Consider the following 13,783-nt stretch of genomic DNA (forward strand, 5'->3'; position numbering starts at 1 on the left):
CGTTCGCCGAACCGTAGGAGGTGGGTACGGGGCAAGACAAACCTGTTGAAAATTCACACGTAACGGCCGGATAAGCTCTACTCCCATGCCCTGGTAACCGCTGCAAAGTCCCTCGCCTGAAAACACCGTGCGAGGGATTGCAGATGATCATGTTTTTTAGTGCCTGGGTTGATCGTGCCCCTCCCGCAGGGAGGGGTTGTCGATGACCCACGCTTCGCACATCGCCCTTATCGAACACGAACTCGATGGCTTCCATCAGAGCCTGGCGATCTACCGCCAGCAGATGAACGCCTGGTATTCGCGTGCCCTGGATTCGGTGAGCCATGCGGCTGATTTGCCGTCGCTGCTGGGCATGGACCGGGTGTTGCGGGTGGGGGATTCGCAGCACTCGGTGAGCATGACTGACCCCGACTTTATGGGCGCTGTTGCCGTGTGTTCACTCGGCGGCGAGTTGAAGATCCAGAGCCAGTTCGAGTCGGTGTATGACGTGCCGATCGGTGACATTCCGGTCGAGGTCATCGGGCTCGATGACGGCAGTTCCACCGTGATCATGCTCGATGAACACGGCAAGGGTTCACACCACTGCGCGGCTGGCGGGCGTTATCAGGTGCGGGTGCAGGGTGGCGTTTCTGGCGAGCAGGTAGACGCGTTGTTTGCCTCCTACACCGGGCTGACGGCGGACTTGGAGCATTGGCTTCGCGAGCAGTGGAAAGGCTTTCGGCCCCATTGGGAACAGTCCACCGCCAGCGCGATTGGCAGTGGCTTGTTGGCAGGCAGTTGGGCGGCGATTCGTGAGGTGTGGGACAGCATCAAGCGGGTGCAGGCAATTCTTGCTGACCCGTTGAAGTACGTCGAAGAACTGGGCGAGCAAGCGGCTTCGTTGGCAAAAATTGCCACTAATGCGCCCAAGGTCATGGAACAGGCCATGTTGCTGGCCAGTGATGAAGCGGCGCTGTTTCTGATGCTGCGCACGGCGATGGTGTGGCTCGACGCGTTGCCGCCCAGTGCGCTCGCCGAAGTGGCGGCTGGGTTTGTGGTGTCGTTGTTGATCGACCTGGTGATTGCGCTGGTGTTGACCATCGCGTTGCCGGCGGCGGGTGTGGCGTATCTGACGTTGCGGTTGGTCAAGTACGGCAAGCAGATCCTTGAGGCTGCGGTGGGTTTTGTTAAGGGGCTGCTGGAGATTCTGACGAAGTTTATGCAGGCGGTGGATCGCTACAAGGCGGTGGCGGTTCGTGGGGTCGTTGGTGGGTTGAAGCAAGGCACGATGCAGATGCGCTGGAAGGCGCGGCAGAACGCTGTATTGAAGCAAAAAGAGCATGTGGATGATGTGCCGGTTTCGGGGAAAAACCCGAACGGTGATGCGGCTTCAAGTGCGGATAAAACTGCTACCAACGGCTGCCCGGTGTCGATGGTCACCGGCGAAGAGCTTCTGACTTTGGTGGATGGGTCACTGGATGGGATTTTGCCGTTTGAGTGGACCCGGTTGTATCGCACCAGTGCGGTGGAAGTGGATGGCGGGTTGGGGTTTGGTTGGAGTCACTCGCTGGCGCATCGGCTGGAGGTTTTGGGTGATTCGGTGGTGTGGACCGATCATGAGAATCGCTCGACTGCCCTGCCCTTGCCGTCCTCTTCGCGGCCGGCGATTACCAATAGCCTGGCCGAAGTGGCGATTTATCTGGGGGATTTACCGGATGAGTTGGTGCTGGCGCAGGCGTCACGTTTTTACCACTTCGTTAACGGTTCGCTAACGGCGATCAGTGATGCGTATGGCAACCGGCTGCGTATTTCCCGGGATTATTCGGGGCGTATTGAACGGGTGGATAACGGTGTCGGGCGCTCGTTGTTCTTGCGCTACTCGCTCGGTCGAATCGTCGCGGTGGAGTACCAGATTCAGCGGGCCAAGGACTATGAGCCCTACGTCTGGGTCACCGAACACGGCGTGGTTTCCTACGCCTACGACGAACTCGGCAGGCTGGTTTCCGCGACCAATGCCGTAGGCGAAACCGAGACTTATCGCTACGACGACCAGCACGTCATTCTTGAACGCGGTTTGGCCGGTGGGGCGAGTTTCTTCTGGGCGTGGGAACGCTCTGGCAAGGCGGCGCGATGTGTCCGGCATTGGGCCAGTTTTTCGCAGATGGATACGCGCTATGCCTGGGATGACAACGGCCGCGTCACCGTGTTTAACGCCGATGGCAGCCAGGAAGTCTACGTGCATGACCAGCGCGCGCGGCTGGTGCAACGGGTTGATCCGGATGGCGCCCAGCACTTCAAATCCTACGACGACAACGGCCGGCTGACGGTTGAGCAAGACCCGCTGGGGGCGGTGACGGCGTATCAGTACGACGATGTCGGGCGTTTGGTGGCGGTGTTTCCGGGGGAGGATGAGCCGACATCCTACGAGCATCACAACGGCTTCGTACGGGTGGTACGGCGCGGTGAAGCGGTTTGGAAGTACGAGCGTAATGATCAGGGCGATGTCACGCGCAAGATTGATCCTGATGGGCATATCACCGACTACAGCTACAACAAATATGGGCAGTTGATTGGGGTTTGGTACCCGGATAACAGCTCTCAACGACTGGTCTGGAATGAGCGTGGGCAGCTTGTTGAAGAACAACTGCCCAATGGCGGTATCAAGCGGTATCGCTATGACGATATTGGGCGGCAGATTGCGCGCGAAGACGAACATGGTGCGCTGACCGAGTATCAGTGGGACAGCGTTGGGCGTTTGGTTCGTGTAGTGCTACCGGGCGGTTTAACGCGGGAATACAGCTACAACCCCTACGGAAAAATCACCGCCGAGCGCGATGAACTCGGGCGCGTGACGCGGTACGAATATGCGGATGGTTTGCACCTGATCAGCCGCCGCATCAATGCGGATGGCACCCAGGTTAAATACCGTTACGACAATGTGCGGTTGTTGCTGACCGAGATCGAAAATGAGGTTGGCGAAACCTACCAACTTGATTACCACCCCAACGGGCTAATCCAACAGGAAACCGGGTTTGACGGCCAACGTACTGCCTACGTCTACGACCTCAACGGCAACCTGCAAGAAAAGACCGAACACGGCGATGACGGCAGTCAGCTCGTCACTCGTTACGAACGCGATTACGCCGGGCGCCTTGTACGAAAAACCCTGCCTGATGGAAAGGCTATCGACTATGCCTACGACCGCCAGGGCAATCTCCTTAGCGTCGAAGACGGCCATTGGGCACTTTCCTACGAATACGACCACCAAAACCGCCTCACCGCCGAACATCAAGGCTGGGGCACCTTGCGTTACGGCTACGACGCCTGCGGCCAGCTCCAAAAACTTCGCCTGCCAGATAACAACCGTGTTGTTTTTAATCATGCAAAAGGCGGCCATCTCGCCACCGTTGAACTCAACGGCTCGTTACTTACATCCCACTTATTCAAATCCGGCCAGGAACACCAACGCCAACAAGGCCAACTCTTAAGCCACTACCACTACGACGACCAACAACGCCTGCACGCCCACGCCCTCACCCACCAGGATCATTACCTCTACCAACGCCAATACGACTACGACAAAACCGAAAACCTCACCCGCCTATTCGACACTCGCAAAGGCGAACACCTTTACCAGTACGACCCCCTCAACCGCCTAACCCGCGCCGATCACTCCCAAGACCTGCAAGAACGCTTCGCCCACGACCCGGCGGGCAACCTGCTGATGCAAGACCGCCCCGGCCCCGACATCGTGGCGGGTAATCGCCTGCTGATGCAGGGCGACAACCACTACGACTACGACGCCCTCGGCAACCTCATCCGTGAGCGGCGCGGCAAAGGCCATCAACTCGTCACCGAATACCGCTACGACTGCCAACATCGGTTAATAAGCGTCACCAAGCCCAACGGCCAAACTGCCAGCTATTGCTATGACCCGTTTGGGCGGCGTATCAGCAAAACCGTGGGTGGGGAAACCACGGAGTTTTTCTGGCAAGGCGACAAGCTCATTGCCGAGCATCACAAAGACCGACACCGCAGCTATCTCTACGAACCGGATAGCTTCCGCCCACTGGCAATGCTGGAAGGCTTCGGCCCAAAAACAGTAGAGCCCTACCACTACCAACTCGACCACCTCGGCACGCCCCAAGAACTCACCAGCCCTGACGGCGAAATCGTCTGGTCCGCCCACTACCGCGCCTACGGCGAAATCTCCCGCCTAGACGTAGCCAAAATCGACAACCCGCTGCGCTTCCAAGGCCAGTACTTCGACCAGGAAAGCGGACTGCACTACAACCGCCATCGCTACTACAATCCGGATATTGGTCGTTACCTGACGCCGGATCCGGTGAAGTTGGCGGGTGGGATCAACACGTACCAATACGCGCATAATCCTACGGGGTGGGTGGACCCACTGGGTTTAAGCACATGTCCAGGTGCTGATGGATGCAAGCAGTCACTAGAAGTTGATGATCCAGCACGACAGTACAGGCTTGATGAGGGTAAACCGCCGCTACCGGATGCCTATAACCGTTTCCCCAATGACCCGAATGACTTAACAAATGTCTTAGGTGTCGCTCCCAAAGTATCAACGACGAAGCACGACACTCAAAGAATGGAATGGAGACCAAACAGCGATACTCGAATAAGGTTTGAAAGCCATCCGGGAGACAAGGGCCCCTACGCCCCAAGGCATCACGGAGAGCATTACCACATAGAGCTCAAACCAAATAACTTGAGTTGGAATCAGGCAGAAAAGCAAAAGCTCCTAATGAAGGTAAAACCCGAAAATTATGAGCCCGGACACGGAACCGGCTTCTTGCCGGGCGAACGGCACCCAGGGACATGAAATGACAAAATTCCCCGTTTCTGACGGAACAATTGAAAAAGTAACCTGCCACCGAAATGCACTTCTGATGGAGTTCACGGACTGGCAAGAAAATTCATGGCTAATAACTTTTGAAGATCTCATCGCATTTCAAGGTATTAACGCTGTTGGCGCCGAAGTATGCGATATGTATGAAGAGGAAAACTCGCCACTTTCTAAAGAATTAAAACGGCAGGAAGTAGATGGGGTAGGAATAAGCTACTGTTTTACTTCGAGTAACGGTGGAGACGTTATTTTTGAAGTAATCGCCGGAAATTACCGTGCTGAACAAAAGTAAGCAGATATGGAAGGGGCAAGCCCCCTCCCACATTTGCAATTGCAGCGGGCCTTAGATCCCAGCCAGCGCCAAATCCATCGCAAAGTACGTAAAAATCAAATCCGCCCCCGCCCGTTTGATCGACCCCAACGTCTCGCGCACCACGCGATCCTCATCAATCGCGCCCGCCTGCGCGCCGAACTTGATCATCGCGTATTCACCGCTCACCTGATACGCCGCCACCGGCAGGCGCGAGGCTTCGCGGATGTCGCGGATGATGTCGAGGTAGGCGCCGGCCGGTTTGACCATCAGCGCGTCTGCGCCTTCCTGTTCGTCCAGCAGCGATTCGCGTACGGCTTCGCGGCGGTTCATCGGGTTCATCTGGTAGCTTTTACGGTCGCCCTTGAGGGCGCTGCCGCCGGCTTCGCGGAATGGGCCGTAGAGGGCTGAGGCGAATTTGGTGGAGTAGGCCATGATCGGGATATGGGTGAAACCGGCGTCGTCGAGGGCGCGGCGGATGGCCTGGACCTGGCCGTCCATCGCGGCGGACGGTGCGATCACGTCGGCACCGGCACGGGCGGCAGCCACGGCTTGTTTGCCGAGGTTGACCAGGGTGGCGTCGTTATCGACGTGGGCGCCGTGCATCACGCCGCAGTGGCCGTGGTCGGTGTATTCGCAGAAGCAGGTGTCGGACATCACGATCATTTCCGGCACAGCGTCCTTGATGATCGAGGACATGCGTGAGACCAGGCCGCGCTCTTTCCAGGTGTCGCTGCCGCTGGCGTCCAGGTGGTGGGACACGCCAAAGGTCATCACCGACTTGATACCGGCGCGGGCATAGCGCTCGACTTCACTGGCTAGTTTCTTTTCGGGAATGCGCAGTACACCGGGCATGCTGGTGATGGGCACGAAGTCGTCGATTTCTTCTTCGACGAAGATCGGCAGCACCAGGTCGTTGAGGGTGAACTCGGTTTCCTGGAACAAGCCACGCAGCTCCGGGGAGCGGCGCAGGCGGCGTGGACGGGCTTGGGGGAACTGGCTGGTCATGGCTGTCCTGAAATAATGACAAGAAACTTTGGGGCGAAAGCTTATGCCCCCAGGCCCTCGCAGCACAAACGCCGGGGGGCCAATAGTGTATTGCCCGGGCGGTAATAATGTATTGATCTAGAGCTGTAGACGCCCTTCGATGCACAGCGCGACGGCGCCGCCGACCCAGACTTGATCGCCCTGGCGCTCGACCCGAATACGCCCCGCACGCCCCAGAGCCGTGCCCTGGCTGACCACGTAGCGCTCTGGCGCCAGGCCTTCGCCGAGCAACCATTGGGCCACACCGGCATTCAGGCTGCCGGTGGCCGGGTCTTCCTGGGCGCCGTCGCCTGCGACAAAGGCACGCACCTCAAAGTGTGCGTCCACGTCGTCACGGGCGAGATCACAAGGGGCGATCACGCCCACCGCCAAGCCGAGCAGTTGGGAATAGTCCGGCTGCAAGGCTAGGACTTGGTCGCGACTGGCCAACATCAACGCTAGCCATCCCGCGCCATTGTCGACCCATTGGCTACGCACGATGGCATCGACGCCCAAGCCCAACGCCAGCCGCACGCGCTCCAGCAAAGGCGCCTCCACCGGACCGGACCGCAGCAAGGGCGGTGCGATAAACGCCAGTTCATCGCCTTGGCGACGGATACGCACCAGGCCGATCTCGCACTCCTGGATGATCTCTTCGCCCTTCGGGATGCCACCGGCTTGCAACCAAGCGTGGCAACTGCCCAAGGTCGGGTGCCCGGCGAAGGGCAACTCCTTCAAGGTGGTGAAAATTCGCACCCGATAGTCAGCCCTCGGATCGCGGGGTGTCAGCAAAAACGTGGTTTCGCTGAGGTTGGTCCAGTTGGCGAAATCAGCCATCTGCTGGTCGGTCAGGCTATCGGCGCCCAACACCACCGCCAGCGGGTTGCCCTTGAGCGCCACGCTGCTGAATACATCCAGTTGTTTGAAATCGAAAATCGGCATCGGCTCAGCTCGGAATATTCAGGCCACGGATCACCGCCGGCCGGGCGACAAAACCGTCCAGCGCGCGCAGTACGTTAGGGAAGTCGGCGATGCCCACCAAGTCGCCGGATTCGTAGAAGCCGATCAGGTTGCGGATCCACGGGAAGGTCGCGATGTCGGCAATGCTGTAGTCGTCGCCCATGATCCAGGTGCGGCCCAGCAGGCGTTTTTCCAGTACGTCCAGCAAGCGCCGGGATTCAGCGGCGTAGCGGTCGCGGGGGCGTTTGTCTTCATAGGCCTTGCCGGCGAATTTGTTGAAAAAGCCCAACTGCCCAAACATCGGGCCGATACCGCCCATCTGGAACATCAGCCACTGAATGGTTTCGTAACGGGTGGCCGGGTCTTCAGACAAAAACTGGCTGGTTTTTTCCGCCAGGTAGATCAGGATCGCGCCGGATTCGAACAGCGCCAACGGCACACCGCCTGGGCCGTCGGGGTCGATGATCGCGGGGATCTTGTTGTTGGGGTTCAAGGACAGGAACTCGGGAGACAACTGGTCCTGGGTCTCGAAACTGACCTTGTGGGCTTCATAGGGTAGGCCCAGCTCTTCGAGCATGATCGAGACCTTGACGCCGTTGGGCGTGGGCAACGAATACAACTGCAGGCGCTCCGGGTGCTGGGCGGGCCATTTGCTATTGATCGGGAAGGCTGCGAGCGGGTTCATCGGAAATCCCTTTAACGGAAAGCCCCCATGATAGTCATCTCCCCGGTGTCCTGCCTGGGTCATCAATGCGCAACATCGCCGGGTTATTATCCCGCGTGGGCGAACCAATACGCCCATCTGCACTCTTACGTGCGCTCATAGGGTGAATGGAGGCGCCTGGCTATTACGACAGGGAACACCGCAGGACGCTCTAAGCGTCACTGGGGCCGGGCGTGTCCGCCCTCACCCGATGCACTGAAGACTCGACACCAATGACAATCAAGCCTCTGTGCCTTGCGCTGCGTCTTAAACGCTATTCATACATTATGTTGCCGATATTGCTGGTCGGCGGCGCCATCGGCCTGACCCTTGAATCGCGCACCAGCCGCGCGGAACAGGCGGACGGCGTGCAGACCCTGGTGTTCCTGCGTCACGGCGAAAAACCCGCCGGCGGCCTGGGCCAGCTCAATTGCCAGGGCCTGAACCGTGCCATGAACCTGGCCACGGTACTCCCGGAAAAATTCGGCAAGGCCAACTTTGTGTTCGCGGCCAACCCGACGCGGAATGTCGAGGAAGGTGAGTTCGATAATTCCTACAGCTACATTCGCCCACTGATGACTATCAGCCCCAGCGCCATCAAGCTGGGCCTGCCGGTGAACATCAAGTTCTCGGCGAATGACACCAGCGCCCTCGCCGACGAGTTGGTGGAGGACAAGTATCACAACTCCATCATCTACACCGCCTGGTCCCACGGTTATCTACCGGAGTTGATCAACAAGGTGGCCAGTGAAGCCTCGGGTGAAAAACACACCATCACCGACGATTGGTCCGGCAGTGATTACGACACGCTGTATGTGCTGACCCTGACCTGGCATAACGGCAAGGCGTCGCTGCTGAGCCGCAACTACAAGCAGGGCTTGAACAACGGTGACGAGACTTGCCCGGAGCCGACGCAGGTCAGCGCTGATTCCTGATGATGCTGTGAGCAGGCTTGTGGTGGTGAGCAGAACTGTTGTGGTGAACAGGCCTGTTGTGGTGAGCGGGCTTGCCCCGCGCTGGGTGGCGAAGCCGCCCCAATAAAAACGCCGCATTCTGTCTGACAGAATGCGGCGTTTGGTTTTAGGGCTGCTGCGCAGCCCAGCGCGGGGCAAGCCCGCTCACCACAACAGGCCCGGTCACCACACAACAAGCCCGGTCACCACAACCAAGCCCGTTCTCCACAACCAAGCCTGCCCACAGCAGCAGGCCCATTCACCACGCGCTTACTGCCGAGCGGCGAGCAACCTTTTGTGCCGGTTGCGCCGTGCAATGTTCAAGCACTCAATCGCCGCCGAGAACGCCATGGCCGCGTACACGTAGCCTTTAGGCACATGGGCGCCGAAGCCTTCGGCGATCAGCGTCATGCCGATCATGATCAAGAAGCCCAGGGCCAGCATCACCACGGTCGGGTTGTCGTTGATGAACTTGGCCAACGGTTCGGCCGCCACCAGCATCACGATCACCGAAGTCACCACGGCAATGATCATGATCGGCAAGTGCTCGGTCATGCCCACGGCCGTAATGATGCTGTCGATGGAGAACACCAGGTCCAGCAGCAGGATCTGACCGATCGCCGCCGCAAAACCGATGGCAACCGTGTTGCTGACGCTGGCCTTCTCTTCCGGCTCCGGGTCCATGCTGTGATGGATCTCGGTCGTCGCCTTCCACACCAGGAACAAGCCACCGGCGATCAGGATCATGTCCTTCCACGAAAACGCCTGGCCCAGCACCTCGAACACCGGCGTGGTCAACTGCACGATAAACGCGATGGTGCTCAGCAGGCCCAGGCGCAGTACCAACGCCATGCTGATACCGATGCGCCGCGCCTTGGCCCGGTGCTGCTCTGGCAGTTTGTTGGTGAGGATCGAGATAAAGATCAGGTTATCGATGCCCAGCACGATTTCCATGACGATCAAGGTGGCCAGTGCCACCCAGGCAGTGGGGCTGGCGGCCAGTTGTAAGAGGTAATCCATAGGTCAGTCCTGAGGTGAAAGTGCTGGGGAATTAGGTTTCTTTGGTGTTGGAAGTGTCTTCGACTTCTTCTTCCGGTTTCTCAGGCTTGATCAACCCTTGGGTCGCTTCACTCAACGCCTGTTCGGCAGCCTTGTGGGTGTCATCGATCGCTTGCTTGGCCGACTCGGTGGCCTTGCCCAGCACCTGCTGAGCACTTTTCTCGACCTGATCACAACCGCTGATAACCACCAATGAAAGCGCAAGCAGCGATGCTGCGCCCAGGGAATTGAGTTTCATGATGTATTCCTCGTTAGAACCATTGGGTCCAAATAGTGGCCCCGCGATAGCGAGGCATTCTATGCAGCGGAACAGTTCAGTAAAATTCGTATTTTTCTCGCGTATACTTCGGTTTTTACGAAGTTAAGGTCGCCATGCTCAATTACCGCCAACTGCACTACTTTTGGGTCGTGGCCAAGACCGGCAGCATCGTGCGCGCCTGTGAGCAATTGAACCTCACGCCCCAGACCATCAGCGGGCAGATCAGCCTGCTTGAGCAAACCTTCGGTATCGCGTTGTTTCAGCGAGTCGGCCGCCAGTTGGAACTGACCGAAGCCGGGCGCCAGGCCTTGCCCTATGCCGAGCAGATGTTCCAGACCGGTAATGAATTGGAAGCGATGCTGCGCGCCCAACCCAATGAGCAGCAGATCCTGTTCCGCGTCGGCGTGGCGGATGTGGTGCCCAAGTCCATCGTCTACCGGCTGATCGCGCCGACCATGGAGCTGAACGAGCCGATCCGCATCACCTGCCGCGAAGACAAACTCGAACGTCTGCTGGCCGACCTGGCGATCCAGCGCCTGGACCTGGTGATCTCCGACAGCCCCATGCCCACGCATTTGGACATCAAGGGCTACAGCCAGAAGTTGGGGGAATGCGGCATCAGTTTTTTTGCCACCCAGGCGTTGGCGGACACCTACGGCGGCACTTTCCCACAATGTTTGCAGGGCGCGCCGCTGTTGATTCCAGGGGCAGAAACGGTGGTGCGCAGCCGTTTGCAACGCTGGTTCGCCGAACAGCAGATCCAACCGAAAATCATCGGCGAGTTCGACGACAGCGCCCTGATGCAGGCCTTCGGCCAGTCCGGCAGCGGGATTTTTATCGCCCCCAGCGTGATCGCCGATGAAGTGGTGCACCAATACGGCGTGGCGCTGATCGGCCAAACCGATGCGGTCACCGAGTCGTTCTACGCGATCTCGGTGGAGCGCAAGGTCAAGCACCCCGGCATCGTGGCGATTACCGAAGGTGCACGGCGCGAGCTGTTTACTGCCCTGCCCTGAGGACCGGCTGTTTGATGGTCATCAGCCACAGCGCCAGCAGGATCGACACCAGGATCAGCCCAGACGCTGCAAACCCCAGGCTACCCAGGCCCAGCGTGTCGATCACATGCCCGCCCACCATCGCGCCCAAACCAATTCCCAGGTTGGCGCCGGCAATATTCAACGACGCGGCAAACGCCGGCGCATGGGGCGCGGCCTTGATCAAGCGCACATGGCTGACCAGGAACATCGCCGCCTGGGTCACGCCCCACACCGCCATCGCCGCTGCCAGGCCGATGGTGGAATGGATCGCTGGCACCAACGCCACCATGCCCGCGATCATGAAACCGCAGAACAGCATGGACGCGATCAACGGGTGACGGTCCACCGCGCGCCCGCCCAGGGAGTTGCCAATCAACCCGACCGCGCCAAAGCCCATCAGGCACCAGCCCACCAGCGTGCCATCGAACCCCGCCAGGCGTTCAAGGATGTCTGCCAGGTAGGTGTAAGCCGTGAACATGCCGCTAAATACCAGCACCGACAACAGGACATGCCCCTGCATCAGCGGGTTGCGCAGGATCTTGAATTGCGAGCGCAACGTCACTTCATCACGTTTGGGTTTGGTCACCGGCAGGTAAATAAACAGCAACAACGCCTTGGCCATCGCCACCACCGCAAGGATGGCAAACGCGGCGCGCCAACCGAACATATCGCTGATCAACGTGCCCACCGGAATGCCGAACACCGTGGCGCACACAATACCGAAGCCGATCTTCTCGATAGCCCGCCCGGCAAATTCCGGACCGACAATGTCCACCGCCGTCTCGCTGGCCAGGGCCCAAAACACGGGTAACCCCAGCGCTGGGATCAACCGTGCGAAAGCCATCACCCAGATATTCGGCGCCAGTGCGGCCACGGTATTGGCCACGGCAAACATGACCAGAATGCTGATGAACAGGCGCTTGCGCTGGAACCGCGCAAAGAAGGCGGTAAGAAATGGCCCGAACGCCGCCACCGTGAACGCGAACAACGTCACCAGCAAGCCCGCCTGGGACACGCTGACATTCAGATCCCTGGCGATGGCCGGCAGCAGGCCGACGATGATGAATTCCGTGGTCAGCACAGTAAAACCGGCGGCTGACAGCAGCAGGATGGGAAATAGCATGAAAACTCCAGAAACAACGACATCAACGACTGCCCGAAGGGCTCGCTGACAGAGAGGAAAAGTGAGAGGCGAGAATCTTAACAGAGTGTGTCCTGGTCGGGCGAAAGCTGACGGGGCCGGGCGACGGAATGCCGCACGACCAAGGACATTTCCTACGGCATGCTAGACTTCGCGACTGCTTCCTACAGCCCCTTCCGCTTGCAATGCTGCGCCCTACTAAAAAAACTAGAGACAAGTGTTTATGACTGCTGCCCCTTCCCTATTCCAACGACTTACACGCGTCAGCCTGGTGACCCAAATCGTCATCGGCCTGATTGCCGGCATTCTATTGGCCTTGCTCTTGCCCGAGGCGGCCAAGGCCACCGGGTTTATTGGTAAGGTGTTTGTCGCCGCGCTCAAGGCCGTGGCACCGATCCTGGTGTTTGTGCTGGTAATGGCGTCGATCGCCAACCACAAGCACGGCCAGGAAACCCACATCAAACCGATTCTGTTCCTGTACCTGCTGGGCACCTTCGCCGCCGCTGTGGTCGCGGTGATTGCCAGCATGTGGTTTCCCTCTTCCCTGGTGCTGGCTACCCATGACGCTGCCGTCAGCGCACCCGGCGGCATTGGTGAAGTGTTGCAAAGCCTGCTGCTCAGCGTAGTGGACAACCCGGTCAGCGCCCTGATGAACGCTAACTTCATCGGCATCCTGGCCTGGGCCATCGGCATGGGCATTGCCATTCGCCATGCCGGCGAGACCACCCGTACCGTGCTCGATGACCTGTCCAACGGCGTGACGCTGATCGTGCGTGTGGTGATCCGTTTCGCTCCCCTGGGCATCTTCGGCCTGGTGGCCTCCACCCTGGCCACTTCCGGCTTCGGCGCCCTGCTCGGCTACGCCCACCTACTGGTGGTGTTGATCGGCTGCATGCTGTTCGTGGCCTTGGTGATCAACCCGGCCATCGTGTTCTGGAAACTGCGCCGCAATCCCTACCCGCTGGTGCTGATGTGCCTGCGCGAGAGCGGCATTACCGCATTCTTCACCCGTAGTTCGGCGGCGAACATCCCGGTGAACCTGGCATTGAGCAAGCGCCTTGGGCTGCATGAAGACACCTATTCGGTGTCCATCCCGCTAGGTGCCACCATCAACATGGCAGGCGCTGCGATCACCATCACCGTGCTGACCCTGGCGGCCGTGCACACCTTGGGCATCGCCGTCGACCTGCCGACCGCCGTGCTGCTTAGCGTAGTCGCGGCCATTTGTGCCTGCGGCGCATCGGGCGTGGCGGGCGGGTCGCTGCTGTTGATTCCGCTGGCGTGCAGCCTGTTTGGCATCCCCAGCGAGATCGCCATGCAGGTGGTGGCCGTCGGTTTTATCATCGGGGTGCTGCAGGACTCGGCAGAAACCGCGCTGAACTCATCCACCGATGTGCTGTTCACCGCTGCCGCTTGCCTGGGCAAGGAAGAACAGCCGGCTTAACTGTCGCGCACAAAAAAACCGGGGCGGTTCTTGAATGAACCG

General features: G+C 59.2%; 11 protein-coding genes. 5 read left to right on the forward strand and 6 right to left on the reverse strand.

Annotated elements, in window-relative coordinates; genetic code table 11:
• Positions 1–202: 202 nt before the first annotated feature.
• Complete coding sequence (locus ACLD1Y_RS09150) at positions 203–4,825, forward strand: RHS repeat-associated core domain-containing protein (RefSeq protein ID WP_429477419.1); 4,623 nt, start codon at positions 203–205, stop codon at positions 4,823–4,825.
• 1 nt (position 4,826) lies between these two features.
• Positions 4,827–5,141 carry a hypothetical protein gene (locus tag ACLD1Y_RS09155; RefSeq protein ID WP_429477421.1) on the forward strand — a complete coding sequence of 105 codons (315 nt, stop codon included), beginning with the start codon at positions 4,827–4,829 and terminating at the stop codon, positions 5,139–5,141.
• Between the two features lie 51 nt (positions 5,142–5,192).
• Here ACLD1Y_RS09155 and hemB read toward each other — a convergent pair whose 3' ends face one another.
• The 3 genes from hemB to ACLD1Y_RS09170 all read right to left on the reverse strand — a co-directional run bounded on the left by hemB (position 5,193) and on the right by ACLD1Y_RS09170 (position 7,830).
• Positions 5,193–6,167 (reverse strand): porphobilinogen synthase, encoded by a 975-nt coding sequence (hemB, locus tag ACLD1Y_RS09160; RefSeq protein WP_429477423.1) that lies wholly within the window; start codon positions 6,165–6,167, stop codon positions 5,193–5,195.
• 117 nt (positions 6,168–6,284) lie between these two features.
• Positions 6,285–7,127, reverse strand: coding sequence for a PhzF family phenazine biosynthesis protein (locus ACLD1Y_RS09165; protein WP_429477425.1), 843 nt, complete (start codon positions 7,125–7,127; stop codon positions 6,285–6,287).
• A 4-nt stretch (positions 7,128–7,131) separates the two neighbouring features.
• The gene (locus ACLD1Y_RS09170; RefSeq protein WP_429477427.1) at positions 7,132–7,830 is read right to left on the reverse strand and encodes a glutathione S-transferase N-terminal domain-containing protein; all 699 of its coding nucleotides are present in this window, start codon (positions 7,828–7,830) and stop codon (positions 7,132–7,134) included.
• Between the two features lie 251 nt (positions 7,831–8,081).
• On the opposite strand from ACLD1Y_RS09170, the gene ACLD1Y_RS09175 reads away from it, so the two are divergent.
• Positions 8,082–8,783 (forward strand): histidine phosphatase family protein, encoded by a 702-nt coding sequence (locus ACLD1Y_RS09175; RefSeq protein ID WP_429477429.1) that lies wholly within the window; start codon positions 8,082–8,084, stop codon positions 8,781–8,783.
• A 288-nt stretch (positions 8,784–9,071) separates the two neighbouring features.
• Here the strand turns inward: ACLD1Y_RS09175 and ACLD1Y_RS09180 are convergent, their stop codons facing one another.
• Both ACLD1Y_RS09180 and ACLD1Y_RS09185 read right to left on the reverse strand, forming a co-directional pair.
• Positions 9,072–9,821 (reverse strand): TerC family protein, encoded by a 750-nt coding sequence (locus tag ACLD1Y_RS09180; RefSeq protein WP_122490069.1) that lies wholly within the window; start codon positions 9,819–9,821, stop codon positions 9,072–9,074.
• Between the two features lie 31 nt (positions 9,822–9,852).
• On the reverse strand, positions 9,853–10,098 hold the full coding sequence (locus tag ACLD1Y_RS09185) for a hypothetical protein (protein WP_429477431.1): 246 nt from the start codon (positions 10,096–10,098) through the stop codon (positions 9,853–9,855).
• A gap of 134 nt (positions 10,099–10,232) precedes the next feature.
• Between ACLD1Y_RS09185 and nhaR the strand changes: the two genes are divergently transcribed.
• Positions 10,233–11,135 (forward strand): transcriptional activator NhaR, encoded by a 903-nt coding sequence (gene nhaR / locus ACLD1Y_RS09190; RefSeq protein ID WP_429477433.1) that lies wholly within the window; start codon positions 10,233–10,235, stop codon positions 11,133–11,135.
• On the opposite strand, the gene ACLD1Y_RS09195 is transcribed toward nhaR, so the two are convergent.
• Positions 11,119–12,279 carry an MFS transporter gene (locus ACLD1Y_RS09195; RefSeq protein WP_429477435.1) on the reverse strand — a complete coding sequence of 387 codons (1,161 nt, stop codon included), beginning with the start codon at positions 12,277–12,279 and terminating at the stop codon, positions 11,119–11,121. The two genes, nhaR and ACLD1Y_RS09195, sit on opposite strands and share 17 nt — an antisense overlap.
• A gap of 241 nt (positions 12,280–12,520) precedes the next feature.
• Between ACLD1Y_RS09195 and sstT the strand changes: the two genes are divergently transcribed.
• The gene (gene sstT, locus ACLD1Y_RS09200) at positions 12,521–13,741 is read left to right on the forward strand and encodes a serine/threonine transporter SstT (RefSeq protein ID WP_429477437.1); all 1,221 of its coding nucleotides are present in this window, start codon (positions 12,521–12,523) and stop codon (positions 13,739–13,741) included.
• Positions 13,742–13,783: the final 42 nt, after the last annotated feature.

Source organism: Pseudomonas sp. 18175 (assembly GCF_050432925.1).
Taxonomy (GTDB): Bacteria; Pseudomonadota; Gammaproteobacteria; order Pseudomonadales; family Pseudomonadaceae; genus Aquipseudomonas.

What these genes read in the sequence shown, in the direction of transcription:
- ACLD1Y_RS09150 (WP_429477419.1), top strand. Translation starts at nt 203, where the DNA reads ATGACCCACGCTTCGCACATCGCCCTTATCGAACACGAACTCGATGGC.
- ACLD1Y_RS09155 (WP_429477421.1), top strand. Translation starts at nt 4,827, where the DNA reads ATGACAAAATTCCCCGTTTCTGACGGAACAATTGAAAAAGTAACCTGC.
- hemB (WP_429477423.1), bottom strand. Translation starts at nt 6,167, where the DNA reads ATGACCAGCCAGTTCCCCCAAGCCCGTCCACGCCGCCTGCGCCGCTCC.
- ACLD1Y_RS09165 (WP_429477425.1), bottom strand. Translation starts at nt 7,127, where the DNA reads ATGCCGATTTTCGATTTCAAACAACTGGATGTATTCAGCAGCGTGGCG.
- ACLD1Y_RS09170 (WP_429477427.1), bottom strand. Translation starts at nt 7,830, where the DNA reads ATGAACCCGCTCGCAGCCTTCCCGATCAATAGCAAATGGCCCGCCCAG.
- ACLD1Y_RS09175 (WP_429477429.1), top strand. Translation starts at nt 8,082, where the DNA reads ATGACAATCAAGCCTCTGTGCCTTGCGCTGCGTCTTAAACGCTATTCA.
- ACLD1Y_RS09180 (WP_122490069.1), bottom strand. Translation starts at nt 9,821, where the DNA reads ATGGATTACCTCTTACAACTGGCCGCCAGCCCCACTGCCTGGGTGGCA.
- ACLD1Y_RS09185 (WP_429477431.1), bottom strand. Translation starts at nt 10,098, where the DNA reads ATGAAACTCAATTCCCTGGGCGCAGCATCGCTGCTTGCGCTTTCATTG.
- nhaR (WP_429477433.1), top strand. Translation starts at nt 10,233, where the DNA reads ATGCTCAATTACCGCCAACTGCACTACTTTTGGGTCGTGGCCAAGACC.
- ACLD1Y_RS09195 (WP_429477435.1), bottom strand. Translation starts at nt 12,279, where the DNA reads ATGCTATTTCCCATCCTGCTGCTGTCAGCCGCCGGTTTTACTGTGCTG.
- sstT (WP_429477437.1), top strand. Translation starts at nt 12,521, where the DNA reads ATGACTGCTGCCCCTTCCCTATTCCAACGACTTACACGCGTCAGCCTG.